The organism is Mycobacterium sp. WMMD1722, from assembly GCF_049315205.1.
GTDB lineage: Bacteria > Actinomycetota > Actinomycetes > Mycobacteriales > Mycobacteriaceae > Mycobacterium.
In genome coordinates this window covers 4607122-4623857 of record NZ_CP186056.1, presented here as the reverse complement: position 1 = coordinate 4623857, position 16736 = coordinate 4607122, and the positions used below count along the sequence as shown (strand labels likewise).

Annotated in this window: 21 protein-coding genes and 1 riboswitch; of the genes, 11 read left to right on the top strand and 10 right to left on the bottom strand. The window is 70.8% G+C overall.

Features of this window, described 5'->3' with window-relative positions; translation table 11 throughout:
• Positions 1-49 precede the first annotated feature (49 nt).
• Together serC and sepH are read left to right on the top strand one after the other, a co-directional pair.
• Positions 50-1162 carry a phosphoserine transaminase gene (gene serC, locus ACN27E_RS22340; protein ID WP_422744793.1) on the top strand — a complete coding sequence of 371 codons (1113 nt, stop codon included), beginning with the start codon at positions 50-52 and terminating at the stop codon, positions 1160-1162.
• A gap of 102 nt (positions 1163-1264) precedes the next feature.
• Positions 1265-2098 carry a septation protein SepH gene (gene sepH / locus ACN27E_RS22335; RefSeq protein WP_422744791.1) on the top strand — a complete coding sequence of 278 codons (834 nt, stop codon included), beginning with the start codon at positions 1265-1267 and terminating at the stop codon, positions 2096-2098.
• Between the two features lie 7 nt (positions 2099-2105).
• Here sepH and ACN27E_RS22330 read toward each other — a convergent pair whose 3' ends face one another.
• Genes ACN27E_RS22330 through ACN27E_RS22320 form a run of 3 tightly spaced genes read right to left on the bottom strand, consistent with a single transcriptional unit; the run spans position 2106 to position 3660 of the window.
• Positions 2106-2384, bottom strand: a complete 279-nt coding sequence (locus tag ACN27E_RS22330) for a DUF2537 domain-containing protein (protein WP_422744790.1) — start codon at positions 2382-2384, stop codon at positions 2106-2108.
• A complete protein-coding gene (locus ACN27E_RS22325) occupies positions 2381-3232 on the bottom strand; it encodes a TrmH family RNA methyltransferase (protein WP_422744788.1) in 852 nt (283 codons plus the stop codon). The genes ACN27E_RS22330 and ACN27E_RS22325 overlap by 4 nt, the downstream gene beginning before the upstream one ends.
• A complete protein-coding gene (locus ACN27E_RS22320; protein ID WP_422744787.1) occupies positions 3229-3660 on the bottom strand; it encodes a MarR family winged helix-turn-helix transcriptional regulator in 432 nt (143 codons plus the stop codon). The genes ACN27E_RS22325 and ACN27E_RS22320 overlap by 4 nt, the downstream gene beginning before the upstream one ends.
• 74 nt (positions 3661-3734) lie before the next feature.
• On the opposite strand from ACN27E_RS22320, the gene ACN27E_RS22315 reads away from it, so the two are divergent.
• Together ACN27E_RS22315 and ACN27E_RS22310 are read left to right on the top strand one after the other, a co-directional pair.
• The gene (locus tag ACN27E_RS22315; RefSeq protein WP_422744785.1) at positions 3735-4001 is read left to right on the top strand and encodes a DUF2530 domain-containing protein; all 267 of its coding nucleotides are present in this window, start codon (positions 3735-3737) and stop codon (positions 3999-4001) included.
• Positions 4002-4035: 34 nt separating this feature from the next.
• On the top strand, positions 4036-4488 hold the full coding sequence (locus ACN27E_RS22310; protein ID WP_422744783.1) for an SRPBCC family protein: 453 nt from the start codon (positions 4036-4038) through the stop codon (positions 4486-4488).
• Here the strand turns inward: ACN27E_RS22310 and ACN27E_RS22305 are convergent.
• The gene (locus ACN27E_RS22305; protein WP_422744781.1) at positions 4485-5258 is read right to left on the bottom strand and encodes a DUF3027 domain-containing protein; all 774 of its coding nucleotides are present in this window, start codon (positions 5256-5258) and stop codon (positions 4485-4487) included. The genes ACN27E_RS22310 and ACN27E_RS22305 overlap by 4 nt on opposite strands.
• 70 nt (positions 5259-5328) lie before the next feature.
• Here ACN27E_RS22305 and ACN27E_RS22300 point away from each other — a divergent pair, with 70 nt between their 5' ends.
• Both ACN27E_RS22300 and ACN27E_RS22295 read left to right on the top strand, forming a co-directional pair.
• On the top strand, positions 5329-7056 hold the full coding sequence (locus ACN27E_RS22300) for an MFS transporter (protein WP_422744780.1): 1728 nt from the start codon (positions 5329-5331) through the stop codon (positions 7054-7056).
• Positions 7053-7541 carry a DUF2771 domain-containing protein gene (locus ACN27E_RS22295; protein WP_422744778.1) on the top strand — a complete coding sequence of 163 codons (489 nt, stop codon included), beginning with the start codon at positions 7053-7055 and terminating at the stop codon, positions 7539-7541. The genes ACN27E_RS22300 and ACN27E_RS22295 overlap by 4 nt, the downstream gene beginning before the upstream one ends.
• Here ACN27E_RS22295 and ACN27E_RS22290 read toward each other — a convergent pair.
• Both ACN27E_RS22290 and ACN27E_RS22285 read right to left on the bottom strand, forming a co-directional pair.
• Positions 7538-8542: a glutathione S-transferase family protein gene (locus tag ACN27E_RS22290; protein WP_422744776.1), complete on the bottom strand. Its 1005-nt coding sequence runs from the start codon at positions 8540-8542 to the stop codon at positions 7538-7540. The genes ACN27E_RS22295 and ACN27E_RS22290 overlap by 4 nt on opposite strands.
• A gap of 66 nt (positions 8543-8608) precedes the next feature.
• The gene (locus ACN27E_RS22285) at positions 8609-9019 is read right to left on the bottom strand and encodes a cold-shock protein (protein WP_422750060.1); all 411 of its coding nucleotides are present in this window, start codon (positions 9017-9019) and stop codon (positions 8609-8611) included.
• Between the two features lie 139 nt (positions 9020-9158).
• On the opposite strand from ACN27E_RS22285, the gene ACN27E_RS22280 reads away from it, so the two are divergent.
• The 4 genes from ACN27E_RS22280 (at position 9159) to ACN27E_RS22265 (ending at position 12783) form a co-directional block, all read left to right on the top strand.
• Positions 9159-9566, top strand: a complete 408-nt coding sequence (locus ACN27E_RS22280; protein ID WP_422744774.1) for a YccF domain-containing protein — start codon at positions 9159-9161, stop codon at positions 9564-9566.
• Entirely contained in the window at positions 9563-10627 is a 1065-nt protein-coding gene (gene moaA, locus ACN27E_RS22275) for a GTP 3',8-cyclase MoaA (RefSeq protein ID WP_422744773.1), read from the top strand. Before ACN27E_RS22280 ends, moaA begins: the two co-directional genes overlap by 4 nt.
• A gap of 2 nt (positions 10628-10629) precedes the next feature.
• A complete protein-coding gene (locus ACN27E_RS22270) occupies positions 10630-10896 on the top strand; it encodes a MoaD/ThiS family protein (RefSeq protein WP_422744771.1) in 267 nt (88 codons plus the stop codon).
• 258 nt (positions 10897-11154) lie between these two features.
• Positions 11155-11326: riboswitch (cyclic di-AMP (ydaO/yuaA leader) on the top strand.
• An 11-nt stretch (positions 11327-11337) separates the two neighbouring features.
• The gene (locus ACN27E_RS22265) at positions 11338-12783 is read left to right on the top strand and encodes a transglycosylase family protein (protein WP_422744769.1); all 1446 of its coding nucleotides are present in this window, start codon (positions 11338-11340) and stop codon (positions 12781-12783) included.
• A 2-nt stretch (positions 12784-12785) separates the two neighbouring features.
• On the opposite strand, the gene ACN27E_RS22260 is transcribed toward ACN27E_RS22265, so the two are convergent.
• Genes ACN27E_RS22260 through ACN27E_RS22245 form a run of 4 tightly spaced genes read right to left on the bottom strand, consistent with a single transcriptional unit; the run spans position 12786 to position 14364 of the window.
• Positions 12786-13214 carry a molybdenum cofactor biosynthesis protein MoaE gene (locus ACN27E_RS22260; protein ID WP_422744767.1) on the bottom strand — a complete coding sequence of 143 codons (429 nt, stop codon included), beginning with the start codon at positions 13212-13214 and terminating at the stop codon, positions 12786-12788.
• Positions 13211-13693 (bottom strand): MogA/MoaB family molybdenum cofactor biosynthesis protein, encoded by a 483-nt coding sequence (locus tag ACN27E_RS22255; protein WP_422744765.1) that lies wholly within the window; start codon positions 13691-13693, stop codon positions 13211-13213. The genes ACN27E_RS22260 and ACN27E_RS22255 overlap by 4 nt, the downstream gene beginning before the upstream one ends.
• Positions 13690-14172: a cyclic pyranopterin monophosphate synthase MoaC gene (gene moaC, locus ACN27E_RS22250; protein WP_422744763.1), complete on the bottom strand. Its 483-nt coding sequence runs from the start codon at positions 14170-14172 to the stop codon at positions 13690-13692. Before moaC ends, ACN27E_RS22255 begins: the two co-directional genes overlap by 4 nt.
• Positions 14173-14364 carry a hypothetical protein gene (locus tag ACN27E_RS22245; RefSeq protein ID WP_422744762.1) on the bottom strand — a complete coding sequence of 64 codons (192 nt, stop codon included), beginning with the start codon at positions 14362-14364 and terminating at the stop codon, positions 14173-14175. It abuts the gene before it with no gap.
• A gap of 64 nt (positions 14365-14428) precedes the next feature.
• Here ACN27E_RS22245 and ACN27E_RS22240 point away from each other — a divergent pair, with 64 nt between their 5' ends.
• Complete coding sequence (locus ACN27E_RS22240) at positions 14429-16720, top strand: helicase-associated domain-containing protein (RefSeq protein ID WP_422744760.1); 2292 nt, start codon at positions 14429-14431, stop codon at positions 16718-16720.
• Positions 16721-16736 lie beyond the last annotated feature (16 nt).

The following is a 16736-nucleotide window of genomic DNA, read 5'->3' as shown; positions in this document are numbered from 1 at the left end:
CTGAGGACTGACCGCGTCCGCCGTCATCCGCGGCATCTAGGCTGAGGGCATGGCCGACCTCACGATTCCCGCCGACCTCAAACCCCGCGACGGACGTTTCGGGTCCGGGCCCTCGAAGGTGCGCCCCGAACAGCTCGCCGCCCTGTCCGCGGCGAGCGACCTGTTCGGCACCTCCCATCGCCAGGCGCCGGTGAAGAACCTCGTGGGTCGAGTGCGCGACGGCATCAAGACGCTGTTCTCCGTGCCCGAGGGCTACGACGTCATCCTGGGTAACGGTGGCTCCACCGCCTTCTGGGACGCCGCGGCGTTCGGGCTGATCGATCAGCGCTCGCTGCACCTGACCTACGGGGAGTTCAGCGCCAAATTCGCCTCCGCGGTGGCCAAGAACCCCTTCGTCGGGGATCCGATCGTCGTCAAGGCCGACCCGGGCAGCGCCCCGTCGCCGCAATCCGATCCCTCCGTCGACGTCATCGCCTGGGCACACAACGAGACCTCGACGGGTGTGTCGGTCCCCGTGCAACGGCCCGACGGCGCCGGGGACGCCCTGATCGTCATCGACGCGACGTCCGGCGCCGGTGGCCTGCCGGTCGACATCAGTCAGGCCGACGCCTACTACTTCGCACCGCAGAAGAATTTCGCCGGCGACGGCGGGCTGTGGCTGGCCGTGGTCTCCCCCGCCGCGCTGGCTCGCATCGACGCCATCGGCGCCTCGGGCCGCTGGGTGCCCGACTTCCTGTCGCTGCCGATCGCCGTGGACAACAGCACCAAGAACCAGACCTACAACACCCCCGCGATCGGCACGCTGGTGCTGCTCGCCGAACAGCTGGACTGGCTCAACGGCAACGGCGGGCTGGACTGGGCGGTCGGCCGCACCGCCGACTCGTCGGAGCGGCTGTACTCCTGGGCCGAGGCGTCGGCGTATGTCACCCCGTTCGTCACCGACCCCGCCCTGCGCTCACAGGTCGTCGGCACCATCGACTTCTCCGACGAGGTCGATGCGGCTGCGGTGGCAAAGGTGTTGCGCGCCAACGGGATCGTCGATACCGAGCCGTACCGCAAGCTCGGCCGCAACCAATTGCGCGTCGCCATGTTCGCCGCGGTGGACCCCGAGGACGTCACCGCGCTGACCGCCTGCGTGGACTGGGTGGTGGAACGACTCTGACCCGAGTGCCGCGTGTCAGCACGGTAACGGGCAGATAACGCAGTAGGGTCGGCTCTTGATCGGGCCGCGCCTCGCGCCGGCTTGAGCCCGGAGGAGGTCGGTGTGCGGGAACTCAAGGTCGTCGGATTGGATGTCGACGGCAAACGCATCGTCTGCGAGGCCGACTCCGGCGAGAAGTTCCTGCTGCGTCACGACGACCGATTGCGTGCGGCCGTGCGTGGCGACCGGGCGGGGTCCAGCCGGGCAGACAACCAAACCATGATGGATGTCGAGGTCCACAGCGTGCTTCGTCCCCGGGAGATCCAGTCCAAGATCCGTGCCGGCGCCTCGGTCGAGCAGGTCGCCAACGCCTCGGGGGTGCCGATCGAGCGGGTCGAGCGCTTCGCCCACCCGGTGCTGCTCGAACGCTCACGCGCCGCGGAACTCGCCACCGCGGCGCATCCGGTGCTCGCCGACGGCCCGGCGGTACTCACCCTCCTGGAGACGATCACCACGGCGCTGGTCGCACGCGGCCTCGACCCCGATGCGACGACCTGGGACGCCTGGCGCAACGAGGATGGCCGCTGGACGGTGCAGCTGGCGTGGAAGGCCGGCCGTTCGGACAACGTCGCGCATTTCCGCTACGTCCCGGGTGCCCATGGCGGCACGGTCACCGCGTTCGACGAGGCGGCCGCCGACCTGATCGACCCGCACTTCGCCCGGCAGTTGCGCCCGGTCGCGCCGGTGGCTCAGCTGGACTTCGACGAGCCGGCCCCCGCGCCCGCACCTGCGCCCGCCCCCGCTCCATCCCCGGTACCGGCGCCCACGCCGTCCCCCGAGCCGGTGGCCGAAGACGAGGTTCCGGCGGCCAAGCCGGCCCGCGCCCGCAAGGCCAAGCCGACGGTGCCCGCGTGGGAGGATGTGCTGCTGGGCGTCCGCTCCAGCGGGCAGCGTTGATCCGTCGTTAGACGACCCCGCCGGCGGCGAGCGCCAGCAGCGCGATCCAGCCGGCGGCCACGCCGACTGCGCCGCCGAGCACGAACCACCGCCACACCGGCCGGTGGCGCCACCCCCACACCGTCGGGGCCAGCCCGCCGACGGCCACCAGGTTCAGGCCGACCGCCAGCAGCGGATGCACCCGGATCAATCCCACACTCAGGACGACGACGGCGGCCCCGATGACGGCGGCCACCAGCGCGGCCACCGTCAAGCCCGTTCCCCAGGGCGTGGATTCGTCGGTCACCGGCCACCCTCTCCCCCGCTGCCCGTCGGACCCGTCCTGGCTCGCTCGTAGAACGCCAGCGCCGCGGCCGTCGCCACGTTGAGCGAATCGGTGCCTCGCGACATCGGAATGCGTACCCGGACATCGCTGGCCCACATCGCCCGCTCGGTCAGACCGGGCCCCTCCGCGCCGACGAGGATCGCCACCTTCTCGCCACGCAGCCTCGGCACGGCGTCGGCCAATGTCTCGGCCGCCGCATCAGGGGTCATGGCGAGGAGTCGAAACCCGTTGTCCTTCACCGCTTTCAGCTCTTCTGGCCAGGCGATCGAGCGGGCGAAGGGCACCAGGAGGGCGTGGCCCATCGACACCCGGACCGCCCGCCGGTACAGCGGGTCCGCGCAGCCGGCCCCGAACATGATCGCGTCGACATCGAGGCCGGCGGCGTTGCGGAAGATCGAGCCCAGGTTCTCGTGGTCGTTGACCCCTTCCAGAACCGCCACCGTGCGGGCCCCGTCGAGGATCTGCGCCACCTCGAGTTCGGCCGGCCGTGACGCCGAGGCGAGCACCCCGCGGTTGAGGTGGAAACCGACCACCTCGGCCATCACCTCGGCGCTCGCCCGATAGAACGGGGCGTCCACCCCGTCGAGCACTCCGCCCAGCTCGGTCAGCCGGCGGTCGGTGCCGAGCAGGGCCCGCGGGGTGAATCTGGACGCCACCATGCGTTCGACCACCAGAACGCCCTCGGCGATCACCAGACCCTTGCCGGTCGGGAGATCCGGGCGCCGGTCGATGCTGTTCAGATCCCGGAAGTCGTCCAGACGTGGGTCGGCCGGGTCGTCGACGTCGACGACGGTGACGGGCCGGCTCACGCGCTCTGATCGACGATCGCGGTCATCAGATCGGCCGCCGTCAGCAATGTCCGGCGCTGCTCGGGGTCGAGCCGCTCGAGCCGACGTTTCAGCCACTCCTGGCTGGCCCGCTTCTCCGCTTCGATGAGGTCGGCGCCCGCCTGCGACACCGACACCAGCACCTGGCGACCGTCGTCGGGATGGGCGCTGCGTGCGACGTAGCCCAGTTCGACCAGCGACGCGATCACCCTCGTCATCGACGGCGGCCGGACCCGTTCCCGCTCAGCTAACGCACCGGGAGTCATCGCACCCTCTTTGGCCAGAGTCGACAGCGCCGACAGCTGGGACAGCGAGATCGGCGATTCGGCACGCCGGAACCGCAATTGGCGTGCCAGCCGGATCACCGCGAGCGACAGGTCACTGGCCAGTCGAGCGTCGGTGTCCACCACGAGGCAAATACTACCCAGGGCAAAAGACGCGATCGTTCGTTTGGCTGACTTTCGATCCGCTAGGTTGGCCCACGATGACCGACGATCACCGTCACCACGGCGCCACACCGCAACCGCCCGCGCTGCCCGCGGCGCTGCTCGAGCCGTGGCCGGTCATCCTGGTGATCGCCACCGGCTGGCTGTTCGCCACGGTGCTCGCCTTCACCGTCGGCGCGCTGCACACCTGGCGCCCGTTCACCGTCGCGGGCCTGGGCATCGGGGTGCTGGGCACCACGACCTTCCTGTGGCAGCGACACGCGGCGCGCCGCGGCGCCCGCGGCGCACAGAGCGGGCTGCGCTGACCCACCCCACCCGACCGTCTCCCGAGGAGGAGCCATGGCCGCACCGTTACTGCACGCACAGATCGACATCGACGCCCCGGCGGCGACGGTGTGGTCACTGGTGTCAGACCTCAACCGCATGCCCCAGTGGAGCCCCCAGTGCCGCGTCATGAAGCCGCTGGGCCCGGTGCGCCCGGGCACCCGGACGGTCAACCTGAACAAGCGCGGCCCGCTGTTCTGGCCCACCACCTGCACGATCACCGACCTGGTGCCGGAGAAGAAGATCGCGTTCCGGGTGAACGCCAACAACACCGTGTGGAGCTACGAACTCGAGCCCACCGCGACCGGTACCCGACTGACCGAGACGCGCGATGCGACCGGCGGCGTCAAGGCCGTCTCGACGATGACCGTCAACGCGCTGTTCGGCGGGGTGCCGAGCTTCGAAGAGGAACTGGTGGCCGGGATGAACGAGTCGCTGCGCAAGATCAAGGCCGCCGCGGAGCGCTAATCGCGCTCGGCCACCTCGACGACACCGTCGTCGTACGGGTCGTACAGCGGCGAACCCGTGCCTTGCGGCGCCGGGGTATCGGAGTGCGCGCCACAGCCGTATTCGGATTCGACGACGTGCCCGTCGGCGGACATCTCGTTGGCGCAGACGCCGAACAGCACGCCGAGCGACCCGGACAGCGGCAGATAGAAGCCGCAGTCGCGGCACACCCGTTTGGTGAAGCGGGCCATCGCCGAACCGGGGCCGAACTCGCCGTCGTGCCAGCGTTGGGCGGCCTCGGTGCGACCCCACCGGCTGAGCACCTGCCGCCGGCCGAAGCCCAATTCGGCCGCGACCTCCTCGACCTGGGGGTCGTCGCCGGCCAGATACGCCGGAACCAGGCGGGGGTCCTCCGATTGCGGGGCGAGCAGGTCGCCGGGGCCGAGGTCGCCGGGGCGCACCCGCTCCTCCCACGGCACCCACTTGGGCGCCAGCAGCGCCGTCGGTCCCGGCACCAGCGCGATCTCGCTGATCGTGGCGTGGTCGGAGCCGGGGTAGGCGGCCACGACGACGGCCCACTGCCAGCCGCGGTAGCCCGGCAGATCGGCCAGGAACCGGTGCGTCGCCGAGGTCGGGTCCTCGAACGTGGCCCCGAGGTACTCCCCGACGCTGTCCTGCCCGCTGGACTCGGCCAGCGCCGCGCGCGCCTGATCGGCGGCACCCAGCAGGACCGCCTCGAGCTCCGCAGGGCGGTGTGCCACGTCCGTGGCGGTATCGGTCACGCTGTCCATCGCCTCCCATAGTGCCGCAGAGCGACAGTCGAAAGCCACACCGGTCGGCTGTCCGCCCGCTGTCGGGTTCATGAGGGAGAATCAGGAGGTGACCGGCGGAGGAGATCGCGCAGGAGATCGCGACGACGGGGAATTCCGGCGCGACGCCCGCTACTACCCGCCGCGGCCACCGGCCGGTGCAGACCACCCGGGGATGGCCAACTACCCCAGCGATGGCTACACCCACCGGCGGCGCGGCCGGCCGATGCCGAGTTCCAACCGCTGGCTGCCGCCCCTGGACTCCGATCCGACGCCCGAGTACCGCTCCGAGCGCGCGCGTGACGCCGACTACTCCTATGAACAGCAGAAGATCACCGTCACCCGGGCCGCGGCCGCCCGTAGCCGGGAGATGGGTGAGCGGGTGTACGGCCTGGTGCACCGGGCGGCCACAGCCGACGGCGCCGACAAATCCGGGCTGACGGCGCTGACCTGGCCGGTGGTGGCGAACTTCGCCGTCGACGCCGCGATGGCCGTCGCGCTGGCCAACACGCTGTTCTTCGCCGCGGCCAGCGGTGAGAGCAAGAGCAAGGTGGCGCTGTACCTGCTCATCACCATCGCGCCGTTCGCCGTCATCGCCCCGCTGATCGGTCCGGCGCTGGACCGGCTGCAACACGGCCGCCGGGTCGCGTTGGCCGCCTCCTTCCTGTTGCGCACTGCGCTGGTGGTACTGCTGATCGCCAACTACGACAGCGCCACCGGGAGCTACCAGTCCTGGGTGCTCTACCCGTGTGCGCTCGGGATGATGGTGTTGTCGAAGTCGTTCTCGGTGCTCAGAAGCGCCGTGACGCCGCGGGTGCTGCCTCCGAGCATCGATCTGGTCCGGGTGAATTCGCGGCTGACCACCTTCGGCCTACTGGGCGGCACCGTGGTGGGCGGAGGTCTGGCCGCGGGCGCCGAGTATCTGCTCAACCTGTTCCACCTGCCCGGGGCGCTGTACATCATCGTCGCGGTGTCGGCGGCCGGCGCGGTGCTGTCGATGCGGATCCCGAAGTGGGTGGAGGTCACCGCCGGGGAGGTGCCGGCCACGCTGGGCTATCACGGCGGCGACGGCGATCAGGGCCGGCCGGACCACCCGCGCAGGCGTGCCGGGCGGGCCCGGCAACCGCTGGGCCGCAACACCATCACCTCGCTGTGGGGCAACTGCACCATCAAGGTCATGGTGGGGTTCTTGTTCCTGTATCCGGCGTTCGTGGCCAAAGCACACGACGCCGGCGGATGGGAGCAGCTGCGCATCCTGGGCCTGATCGGTGCGGCGGCCGCGATCGGCAACTTCGTCGGGAACATGACCGCTGCCCGGCTCACCCTCGGACATCCCGCGCGGGTGGTGGTGCGCGTCGCCACCGCCGTCACCGCAGCGGCGCTGGTGACCGCGGTGACCGGCAATCTGCTGGTGGCCGCCGTCGCGACGCTGATCACCTCGGGCGCCAGTGCCATCGCCAAGGCGTCACTGGACGCATCCCTGCAGGACGATCTGCCCGAGGAGTCGCGGGCCTCGGCGTTCGGCCGCTCGGAGTCTCTGCTGCAGCTGGCCTGGGTGGCCGGCGGGGCCACCGGGGTGCTCATCTACACCGACCTCTGGGCCGGGTTCACTACCATCACGGCCGTGCTGTTCCTCGGACTCGCCCAGACGATCGTGAGTTATCGCGGTGAATCGTTGATCCCCGGCTTCGGCGGAAACCGCCCGGTGCTGGCCGAGCAGGAAGGTCCGCGGTCCGCTTCCCCGACCGGCCGGGTCGACGCCCGGGTGACCCCCGAGTGAGGCGGGTGCTGGCGGTCCTGACCGTCGTGGCCGTCCTCTCGACGGCGGCCACCGCGGCCCTGATCTGGCGGTTGACCCGCGACCACGAGCCGCAGCTGCCCGAGATCAGCGCATACTCGCGGGGCGTGGCCACGGTCGTCGGCCCGTATCAGTACTGCCAGGTGCTCGACCTCAACGCCTGTCGGGCGCCCGGCGCGCAGGGCGAACTGCGGGTCGGCGAACGCGACCCGGTGCAGCTGTCGGTGCCGTCGGCGATCGCCAGGGCGCCGTGGCGACTGCTGCGGGTCTACGAGGATCCGTTGGACACGACCCAGACGGTGTACCGGCCGGACACTCGCTTGGCGGTCACCATCCCGACGGTCGATCCGCAGCGCGGCCGGCTCACCGGGATCGCGGTACAGCTGCTCACGCTCGTGCAGGATCAGACCGGCGAGATCTTCGAACTGCCGCACGCGGAGTGGTCGGTGCGCATGCTCTGGAACTAGAGCGGGGTGTGCTCCGGTGCGACGCGCTCACCCTCGCGGGTCGGGCCGGGCGGCGTGCCGTCCCCGAACGGCCGGCCGCCCAACTGTTCCCGGCCGTGCGGGGTCAGCCAATTCGCGAGCTCCGGGCCCTTCGGCACGATCTGCGTGGGATTGATGTCCGCATGGACGATGTAATAGTGCTGCTTGATCTGCACGAAGTCGATGGTGTCGCCGAACCCCGGGGTCTGGAACAGATCCCGCGCATAGCCCCACAGCGCAGGCATCTCCGCGAGCTTGGCGCGGTTGCATTTGAAGTGACCGTGGTAGACGGGATCGAAACGAGCCAGCGTGGTGAACAACCGGACATCGGCCTCGGTGATGGTGTCGCCGACGAGGTAGCGCTGGGTGCTCAGCCGGTCCTCGAGCCAGTCCAGCGCGGTGAACAACCGGTCATAGGCTCTGTCGTAGGCGGACTGTGAACCGGCGAAACCGCAGCGGTACACGCCGTTGTTGACCTCGGTGTAGATGCGCTGGGCGACCTCGTCGATCTCGTCGCGGTGCTGCTGCGGATAGAGATCCGGGGCACCGTCGCGGTGCAACTGCGTCCACTGCGTCGAGAAGTCCAGCGTGATCTGCGGGAAGTCGTTGGTCACCACCTCGCCGGTCTCGACCTCGACGATCGCGGGGACGGTGATGCCCTTCGGATAGTCGGGGAAGCGCTTGAGATAGGCGTCCTGCAGCCGGGGGATCTTCAGCACCGGATCGACACCGTCGGGGTCGAGGTCGAACGTCCAGCTGCGTTCGTCGTGGGTGGGCCCGCAGAACCCGATCGACAGCGCGTCCTCGAGCCCGAGGAGGCGCCGGACGATGATGGTGCGATTCGCCCACGGGCAGGCCCGGGCGACGATCAATCGGTAGCGACCCGCCTCCACCGGATAGCCGTCACGACCGTCGGCGGTGATGCGGGTCGTTATGTAATCGGTGTCGCGGTCGAATTCGCCTCCGCTGGCCACATAGCTCATGGCCTTGATCTTCCCCGCGGAGTCCGCGGATAAGCGCGATATTCGAGGACGCTGCCGGGCGGACCGTCAGGCGTCGAGTTCGCGTGCGACGGCCTTGACGACCTCCGACACGCGGCGCGCGACCTTGCGGTCGGGGTAGCGACCCTTCTGCAGATCCGGCTGGATGGCGCTCTCCAACAGGGTGATGAGGTCGCCGATCATGCCGTGCAGCTCGTCGGGGGTGTGCTTGTGCTCGGGGCGTTCGGCCTCGCGCCGGGTCTTGGACAGACTCGGCGGCGGATCGATCAGCTTGAGGCTCAGCGCCTGCGGACCTCGACGACCCGCGGCGACACCGAACTCGACACGCTGACCGGCCTTGAGGCCCTCGACACCTGCGGGCAACGCGGAGGAGCGGACGTAGACGTCCTCCCCCTCCTCCTGGGACAGAAAGCCGAAGCCCTTCTCGGCGTCGTACCACTTCACCTTGCCGGTCGGCACTGTCTTCACCCGCTCGTCTGCTCGCCAACATCAGAAAGCGTCCCGCTTGCGCCGGGACGCGACGAGCCAGAGTCTACTCGGACCGCGCCCGTGACAGCACCTGTGTTATCGGTAGGCTGGGCGGACCGCTGGAGGGACGATGCGACTGCTACTGAACATCATCTGGTTGATCTTCGGTGGCCTGTGGCTTGCTTTGGGCTACGCGCTGGCCGGTGTGCTGTGCTTCGTCCTGATCATCACCATCCCCTTCGGCTTCGCCGCATTCCGGATCGCCGCCTACGCGCTGTGGCCGTTCGGGCGCACCGTCGTCGACAAGCCCGGCGCCCGTCCCGGCGCGCTGATCGGCAATGTCATCTGGATCCTGTTGTTCGGTATCTGGCTGGCGATCGGCCACATCGTCACCGCGGCGGCGATGGCCGTGACGATCATCGGCATCCCGTTGGCGCTGGCCAACCTCAAGCTCATCCCCGTCTCGCTGCTCCCGCTCGGCAAGGACATCGTCCCGGTCGACGGACCGGCGCAATATCCCGTGCGGACGGCCGCATGACCGTCACCTCGCTCGGCCTACCGACGGTCAAGCGTCCCGCAGCGTCGAGCACCGCGGGGATGCCCACCACCGGCCCCCTGGTCGACACCTTCGGCCGGGCCGCGACCGACCTGCGGGTGTCGCTGACCGACCGCTGCAATCTGCGCTGTACCTACTGCATGCCCGCCGACGGTCTGGACTGGCTGCCCGCCGAACAACTGTTACGCCACGACGAACTGGTCCGGTTGCTGCGCATCGCGGTGACCCGGCTCGGGATCACCAGCGTGCGCTTCACCGGCGGGGAACCGCTGGTGGTCCGCCGGCTCGAAGACGTCGTGGCGGCGACGGCCGCGTTGCGCCCTCGGCCCGAGATCGCGATGACCACCAACGGCATCGCGCTGGCCAACCGCGCCGACGCGCTGCGGGCGGCGGGGCTGGACCGGGTCAACATCTCGCTGGACACCGTCGACTCCGCCCGTTTCGCCCGCATCACCCGGCGCGACCGCCTCGACGATGTGCTCGCCGGTCTGGCGGCCGCCGCCGCGGCCGGCCTGACGCCGGTGAAGGTCAACGCCGTCCTCGACCCGGACACCGGGTTGGACGATGCGGTGTCCCTGCTGCGGTTCTGCCTCGCCAACGGATACCAGTTGCGGATCATCGAGCAGATGCCGCTCGACGCCGAGCATCAGTGGCAGCCCGGGCGCTCACTCGTGGCCGCCGACATCCTGGCCGCGTTGCGCGCTCACTTCACGCTCACCCAGGACCCCGCTCCCCGCGGGTCGGCGCCGGCGCAGCTGTGGCGTGTCGACGGAAGCACCGCGACAGTCGGCGTGATCGCCTCGGTGTCGCAGGCGTTCTGTGCGGCCTGCGACCGCACCCGCCTCACTGCCGACGGCCAGGTGCGCAACTGCCTGTTCGCGCGCGAGGAGAGCGATCTACGCGCCCTGCTGCGCGACGGTGCCGACGACGACGCGGTCGAGCACGCCTGGCGTGTGGCGACGTGGTCCAAGGCTGCGGGGCACGGAATCAACGATCCTGATTTCGAGCAGCCGGCGCGGCCGATGAGCGCGATCGGCGGCTGAGCATGACGAGCACGACGACGGTGCGGGTGACCGTCCGATTCTTCGCGGCCGCACGCGCCGCAGCGGGGACCGACAGCGAGGAGCTGGAGTTGCCGGCGGGCACCACTGTCGCCCAGGTGATCGATCAGCTGGCCGATCGGACACCGGACCTGGCGCGGGTGCTGGCCCGCTGCTCGTTTCTGTGCGACGAGGTGGCGGTGCGGGATCGCGAGACGGCGCTGCGCAACGCGCAAACCCTCGATGTCCTTCCGCCGTTCGCCGGCGGGTAACCGTGATTTGCGTCACATCACGGTTTGATCACAAGCTGGCTATCGGGCACCAACAGTCACACAACTCCTGGGAAAACGCGAAACCAACCTGCGGGTTTAGAAACCCTTTAATATTTGCTCTCGCCGAAAACGCCGAGGTCGACACGAGGTGACGGGTACGCGGACAGCGGTTACCGTTCAGTCCCAGGCCAGCCGACCCTAATCGACCGGCCCGTCCCGCCCGATAGCGCCGAGCTCCATCCATCGCCAGCGGGGCACCACCACGAACCACCTGGATGGAGGCGGGGGACCCACCGGTCCACCGAGTTGTTAAGGACCTGGGGCTACGGCCCCTTGGGGTGAAGCCGAACGTCGGGAAACCGACCGAGGCCGGGTGACCTCTCCTACCCGAACCCGACAGCTGACCTCGCGGGCGCTCGAACGAGAGGACCAATCGCACTTATGAGTGGACGGCACCGCAAACCCACTACGTCATCTGTCAGCGTCGCCAAGATCGCCTTCACGGGCGCCGTCATCGGTGGTGGGAGCATCGCCCTCGCCGGGCATGCGGGAGCCGCCACCGACGGTGAATGGGACCAGGTCGCGGCCTGCGAGTCCGGTGGCAACTGGGCCATCAACACCGGCAACGGATATCACGGCGGCCTGCAGTTCTCGCCGAGTACCTGGTCGGGTAACGGCGGCGGCGAATACGCCCCGACCGCGTTCATGGCGACCAAGGAAGAGCAGATCGCGGTCGCCGAGCGCGTCCTGGCCAACCAGGGCAAGGGGGCATGGCCCAGCTGCGGTGGCCCGCTGTCCGGTGCAACACCGCGCAACGTCGTCGACGAGCCCGCCCCGCTGAACAATGTGCTGCCCCCGCTGCCGGCGCCGTTCAACCCGTTCGCGCCGCCGCCCCCGCCGGCACCTGCGCCATTCGACGCCATGGCCGCACCGGCCCCCGCCCCCGAGGCGCTGCCGCCGGCTCCCGAGGCCCTGCCGCCCGCCCCGGCCCCCGAGGCCCTGCCGCCGGCCCCCGTTCCGCCGCCCGCTGAGCTGCCCCCGCCGCCTCCGCCCGCCCCGGCACCGGCACCGGCACCGGCACCGTTCGATGCTGCGGCCGCCCCGGCTGACCCCGCCGCGTGGGCCGCCCCGGCACCGGCCCCGGTCGGCGCTCCGCTGCCCCCGGCGGTCGAGCTGCCTCCGCCGCCTCCGCCGGGCAACTCGCTCAACGGCGTTCCGATCCCGCCCGTCGTTCCGGCGCCGCCGCCGGTCGAGGCGCAGACCGTATCGGCGATCTCCTGGGACGAGGCCGAGGCACCGGCCGACCATCCGCAGATGTGGTCGCTGCCCGTGGCCCCGGCACCTGCGCAGCCGGCTCCGCCGCTGCCTGAGCCGCCGGCTCCGGTGCCCGCGCCGCCGGCACCCGCACCCGCGCCGCCGGTGCCCGCGGCGGCCCCGGTGGCCGCTCCGGCTCCCAACCCGCTGGGCGCGGTCGACATCCCGGCTCCGGCGTACGCCGCCGCCAATCAGGCCGTGTCCGGCCAGATTCCGGCGCTGCCCCCCGTGCCGGCCGAGATGCCGCATCTGGTCAGTCCGGAGAACCCGCCGCCGGGGACCACGACCGATCGGGCGCAGGTCCCCGGTCAGGGCCCGAACGCGACCTATCTGCGCGAGCTCTGGCAGGCCATCCAGACCCAGGACATCTCGGGCAAGGATGCGCTGTTGGCCCTCGCACAGCGGCCGCTGACCACGCCGGACACCCCGGGCGGCCCGCCGCCGAACCTGCCGGTGCCGAATGCCCCGGCTCCGGCGCCGCTGGCCGCCCCGGCTCCGGCTCCGCTGGCCGCTCCGGTTCCGGCTCCGGCCCCCGCGCCGCTGCCGGGCGCTCCGGTGCTGCCGCCGGCCTGAGTTCAGGCCGAGTTCACCCACTCGTCGGAGCCGTCGCCGAAGAACTGGTGCTTCCACACCGGAAGCCGGTCCTTGACGGCGTCGACGAGCCGGGCACAGGTGTCGAACGCCGCCCTGCGATGGTCCGCTGCCACAGCGGCCACCAGGGCGGCGTCGCCTATCTGTAGGGGTCCGACGCGGTGACTGACCGCGATGGCCCGCACCCCATCGGCACCGGCGGCGATGTCGGCGACGACCTCGGCGAGGATCTGCCCGGCGCTCGGATGCGCGGAGTATTCGAGCCGGTTGACGTCGCGTCCGCCGTCGTGGTCACGGACGACACCGGCGAAGCTCACCACCGCACCCGCTGACTCGGTGGCGACCAGTCGCTCGTGCTCGGCCGTGTCGATCGGATGTTCGGTCACGTCGGCGCGGAGCACGCGGACAGTCATCGCGGATGGTCCTTTCCGACCAGTTGATCCAGCGCGTGATCGAGAACGTCGGCCAGCACGGACAGCCCGTCCTTCACGCCGCCCGGCGAACCGGGCAGGTTGACGATCAGGGTGCGGTCGCGAACGCCGCAGATGCCGCGTGAGAGCACCGACGTCGGCACCTTGGCCTCCCCGGCCCGCCGGATCGCGTCGGCCAGACCCGGGATCTGGTAGTCGACGATGTTGGCGGTGGCATCGGCGGTGCCATCGGTCGGCGAGATGCCCGTGCCGCCCGAGGTGATGATGACGCTGACCTGCTCAGTGACGGCTTCGAAGAGCGCGCGGTTGACACCCAGTCCGTCGGGCACGACCGCCGGGGGTGGGGTCTGCACACCCCGGGCGTTGAGCCAGTCCACGATGATCGGACCGGTGCGGTCCTCGTAGACCCCCGCCGCGGCACGGGTGGACGCGATGATGACCCGGCCGGTCCTGGTGGTCATGGCCGGGTCCAGGTGCCGGTCTTACCGCCTTCTTTCCGCACCACGGCGATGCCGTCGATGCGGGCCGCCGGATCGACGGCCTTGATCATGTCGTAGACCGTCAGGGCGGCGACGCTCACCGCCGTCAATGCTTCCATCTCCACCCCGGTCCGATCGGTGGTGCGCACGGTGGCCGTCACGCCGATATGCCCCTCGCCGATCGCGAAGTCGACGTCGACGCCGGTCAGTGCCAGCTGGTGACATAGCGGCACGAGATCGCTGGTCTTCTTGGCGGCCATGATGCCGGCGATTCGCGCGGTGGCCAGTGCGTCACCCTTCGGCAGGCCGCCGGACGCGATGAGCGCCACGACGTCCGGGCGGGTGTGCACCGTGCCCTCGGCCACGGCCACCCGCCTGGTCGCCGCCTTGGCGCCGACGTCGACCATATGCGCCGCGCCTGACTCGTCGACGTGCGAAAGCCGGTCAGGCCGGACGCTCACCTATTTGTTGACGACGGTGACGGGGTGCACGTAGGGCACCTCGTCGGCGGGCAGCGGGAAGGTGACATCACCGAAGGGTGACAGCGCGCCGGTGCGGTCGGCGGCGAGTTCGCTCACGGCGTGCTCGTCCCCCTCGAGGTGGACCGGCCACCCGTTGTCGACGTAGTGCTTCTTCGATTTCTTGTCAGCCACGTCCTCATTGTGGCAAACGCCGCACCCGCTGGCGAGGTCGGCAGCTGCTTTACGCTGGTCAGCAATGACTCGACACTCTCCGCCGGCGGGCAGGAGCGAAGCGACCCCGGGGAACTCGGGCGTCCCACTGGGCGCCTGGCTGGCACAGCTGCCCGATGAGCGGCTGATCCGGCTGCTGGAGTTGCGACCCGACCTCACCCAGCCGCCGCCGGGCAGCATCGCCGCGCTGGCCGCCCGCGCCACCTCGCGACAGTCGGTCAAGGCGGCCACCGACGAGCTGGACTTCCTGCGATTGGCCGTCCTCGATGCCCTGCTGGTCCTGCAGGCCGACACCGCGGCGGTCCCCGTCGCCAAGCTCGTCGAACTCATCGGGCCGCGCGCAACCGTCCCGGTTCTCGACGCCGCGATCGACGATCTGCGTGCCCGCGCGCTGGTGTGGGGCGACGACCCGATCCGCGTCGCCGCCGAGGCCGCGACGGGCCTGCCGTGGTATCCCGGCCAGGCGGTGGTCGAGTCGGCCGACCTGTCCGCGGCCGACCTGGCAGCCCGGTTGGCGGATCTGGACCCCGCCCAGCGCGAACTGCTCGACCGATTGCGCGAGGGATCGCCGGTCGGCCGCACCCGCGATGCGGCACCGGGTACCCCGCCGGATCGTCCCGTCCAGCGCCTGCTGGCCGCAGGCCTGCTGCGCCAGGTCGACACCGACACCGTGATCCTGCCCAGACTCGTCGCCCAGGTGCTGCGCGGCGAGGCGCCCGGTCCGTCCGATCTCACCCCGCCCGACCCCGTCGTGTCGACCACCAAGGCCGCCGACGTCGACGCCGTGGCCGCCGGCGCCGCGATCGATCTGCTGCGCGAGACCGACATGCTGATCGAGACGTTGTCGGCCGCCCCCGTACCCGAACTGCGCAGCGGCGGGCTCGGCATACGCGACGTGAAGAGGCTGACGAAGAGCACCGGCATCGAGGACGTCCGGCTGGGGCTGATCCTCGAGGTGGCCGCGGCGGCGGGACTCATCGCCGCCGGGATGCCGGAGCCGGATCCAGGCGACGGATCGGGCCCGTACTGGGCCCCGACGGTGGCCGCCGACCGCTTCATCGAATCCCCGGCCGCGGCGCGCTGGCACCTGCTGGCCTCCACGTGGCTTGACCTGCCCGGTCGGCCGGGCCTCATCGGGCAGCGCGGGCCGGACGGCAAACCCTATGCGGCGCTGTCTGATTCGCTCTACTCCACGGCCGCGCCGCTGGATCGGCGTCTGTTGCTGACGGTGCTGGCCGAGCTGCCGCCCGGCGGTGGCGTCGACGCAGCTTCGGCCTCGCAGGCGATGATCTGGCGTCGGCCACGCTGGTCGGTACGCCTGCAACCGCAACCGGTGGCTGGGCTGCTGGACGAGGCGCATGCGGTCGGACTGCTGGGACGCGGCGCGCTGGCCGCCCCCGCGCGCGCAATGCTGGCCGGTGATCCGGTCGACGACGTCGTCGCCGCCATGACCAAAGTGCTGCCCGCACCGATCGACCACTTCCTGCTGCAGGCGGATCTGACGGTCGTGGTGCCCGGTCCGCTGGAGCGCGAGTTGGCCGAGCGGCTGGCCGCGGTGGCGACGGTGGAATCGGCGGGTGCGGCCATGGTCTACCGCGTCGGTGAGGCATCGATCCGGCGAGCTCTGGACACCGGCAAGACCGCCAGCGAACTGCACGCGTTCTTCGAGCGGCACTCCAGGACCCCGGTACCGCAGGGTCTGACGTATCTCATCGACGACGTGGCCCGCCGGCACGGCCAACTCCGCGTCGGTATGGCGTCGTCGTTCGTGCGCTGCGAGGACGCCGCGCTGCTGGCGCAGGCCGTGGTGGCCCCGGCGACCGAAGCTCTGGAGATGCGGCTGCTGGCGCCGACGGTGGCGGTGTCGCAGGCGCCGATCGCCGACGTGCTGGCCGGGCTGCGTGTCGCGGGTTTCGCACCGGCCGCGGAGGACGCCTCGGGCACCATCGTCGACATCCGCGCCCGCGGCTCCCGGGTGCCGGCGCAGGCCCGCCGACGCGTCTTCCGTCCCGCGCCCACCCCGACCGCCCAGACGCTGGGCGCCATCGTCGCGGTGCTGCGCAAGGTCGCCGCCGCGCCGACCGGGAACATGCGGCTCGATCCCGGCGTTGCGATAACGCAGTTACAGGAAGCGGCCCAGCGGCAGACCTCGGTGGTCATCGGCTATGTGGACCCCGCGGGCGTCGCGACCCAGCGAGTGGTGGCACCCGTCAACGTCCGCGGTGGACAACTGACGGCCTACGATCCGGCGTCCGGCCGGGTCCGCGAATTCGCCATCCACCGCGTGACCTCGGTGGTGGCGACCGAGAGCGAATAATGGAGCGGACGAGCTC